Origin of the sequence: Lactobacillus sp. UMNPBX6, assembly GCF_002553975.1 — a bacterium.
GTDB lineage: Bacteria > Bacillota > Bacilli > Lactobacillales > Lactobacillaceae > Lactobacillus > Lactobacillus gallinarum.
Window position 1 is genome coordinate 1 of record NZ_PCZD01000107.1, and the last position, 1,794, is coordinate 1,794.

Sequence of the window (1,794 nt, forward strand, 5' to 3'; positions counted from 1 at the left end):
CGCCGATGAATATATCTCAGATATTGGATCGGGCTTAAACTATAAACGTCCTAAATGGCTTAAGTTGATCAAAGACATCGATGCAAATCAGATTAAAGAGATCTACGTTACTTATGAAGATCGCTTTATCCGTTTTGGCTTTAAGTTCTTTCAAGAATTTTGTGCTTGGCATGACTGTAAGATAATCGTCTTAAACAATGAGGATACTTCGCCAGATAAGGAGCTAGTGGAAGACTTAATTAGCGTTATTCATGTTTTTTCATGCCGTCTTTATGGACTGAGAAGGTATAAAAACAAAATAAAGAACGATCCTAATTTAAAAGAATAAGCGATGCATCTATAAAAGGAGGTGGATAAAATGCCAGAATACTATATAAAAACCAAATCCTATGAGCTGTTTCCCAACAAACAGATGAAGGCTGTTTTTGATCGCAATTGCGATTATCGGAGATTCTGCTGGAATGAAGCCTTGGCTTTGTGGAATGACGAATACGACATTAGGCAGCTGATGCTTGATAAAGAGATCAAAGCTGAACTGCGAAAGGCCAAGAGTCAACGCAAATTTACTGCCGAACAAGAAGAAATGCTTGCCAGCTATCCTTCGCCTAATTGGAAAGCCATCAGGAATAAACTAGTGGCAGAAAAAGAAGACTGGCAATTTAGCTATTCAGCCCATCTATTGCAGCTAGCCGTACAGGATTTGGGCAAAGCCTGGCAAAATTTTTTCAATAAGGCTCAAAAAGATTGGGGCAAGCCTAAATTTAAATCTAAGCGGGCTCCCAAGCAAGGCTTCAAGAGCGACCAAGCTAGAATTGTTAATGGCAAGCTGGTTTTGGAAAAGCCTCAAGGGTTGAAAGCAAATTGGCAACCAATAAAATTGTCAGAAAAGCCTTTTGATTATCCTACAGGAACAATGTCTTTCTATCGAGTAAGGGATAGGTATTATGTGGCAATTCCATATAAGATCCCCAAAGATAGGTTCGAAGTCAAAAAGAAAACAGGCAAAGCGACCGGGGTAGATATAAACGTAGGCCATTTCAATTATGAAGATGGTCAGCTTTTGATTATTCCTAAGTCTTTGACCAAAATATACAGCAAAATAAAGCATTATCAAAAGCAGCTGGCAAAGAAGCGAACAGTCAACGGTAGAATTAAAGGTGCGCAAAGCAAGAAATACTTGAAGACGAGAATCAAGCTTCAGGCATCCTATCAGCGTGCCCAAAACATTCAAACAGATTTAATGCATAAATTTACTACTGAACTGGTAAACAATTACGATCAAATAGCGATTGAAGATCTGGGAGTCAAAGGCATGCTTATGAGCCATGTGGCTTCAAAAGGCATGCATCGAAGCATGTTTGGCTTGTTTAGAAAGCTTTTAACATATAAATGCGAATGGTATGGTAAAGAACTGATTATTGCCAACAAGCTATATCCATCAACGCAAAGATGCGCAGCATGCGGCTTGGTCAAAAAAGGCGATGAAAAGATCACGCTGCAGGGCAATAAAAAGCATGGCACCAAGCATAACGAGTTTGTCTGTTATAATCCTAGCTGTCCTAATTACAATAAAAAGGTTGATCGCGACGAAAATGCCATGGCCAACCTAACGCTGCTAGTAAAGCATCCAGAGTTAAATCGAGCCTTATAAGATAATTGCGGGCGAGGCTACGTCCGAAAAAATGCCAAAAGAGATAGTCAATGCGATTACTTCTAAATTGAAATATCGGAATACTAGCGTAGACGTTGGTAAGAGAAATGGAAAGCACGAATAGTCCAAAATGTATGAAAATA

At 39.2% G+C, this 1,794-nt stretch carries 2 protein-coding genes; both read left to right on the forward strand.

The genetic code is table 11. The features are described 5' to 3' along the window. Window positions 1-328, forward strand: a 328-nt coding sequence (locus CP357_RS09840; RefSeq protein WP_143468459.1) for an IS607 family transposase, incomplete at its 5' end; no start/stop codon positions are given. 30 nt (window positions 329-358) lie between these two features. Continuing rightward, window positions 359-1,651, forward strand: coding sequence for an RNA-guided endonuclease TnpB family protein (locus tag CP357_RS09845; protein WP_098037214.1), 1,293 nt, complete (start codon window positions 359-361; stop codon window positions 1,649-1,651). Window positions 1,652-1,794: the final 143 nt, after the last annotated feature.

Coding starts and splice junctions, on each gene's coding strand:
- CP357_RS09845 (WP_098037214.1), top strand. CDS start 359: ATGCCAGAATACTATATAAAAACCAAATCCTATGAGCTGTTTCCCAAC.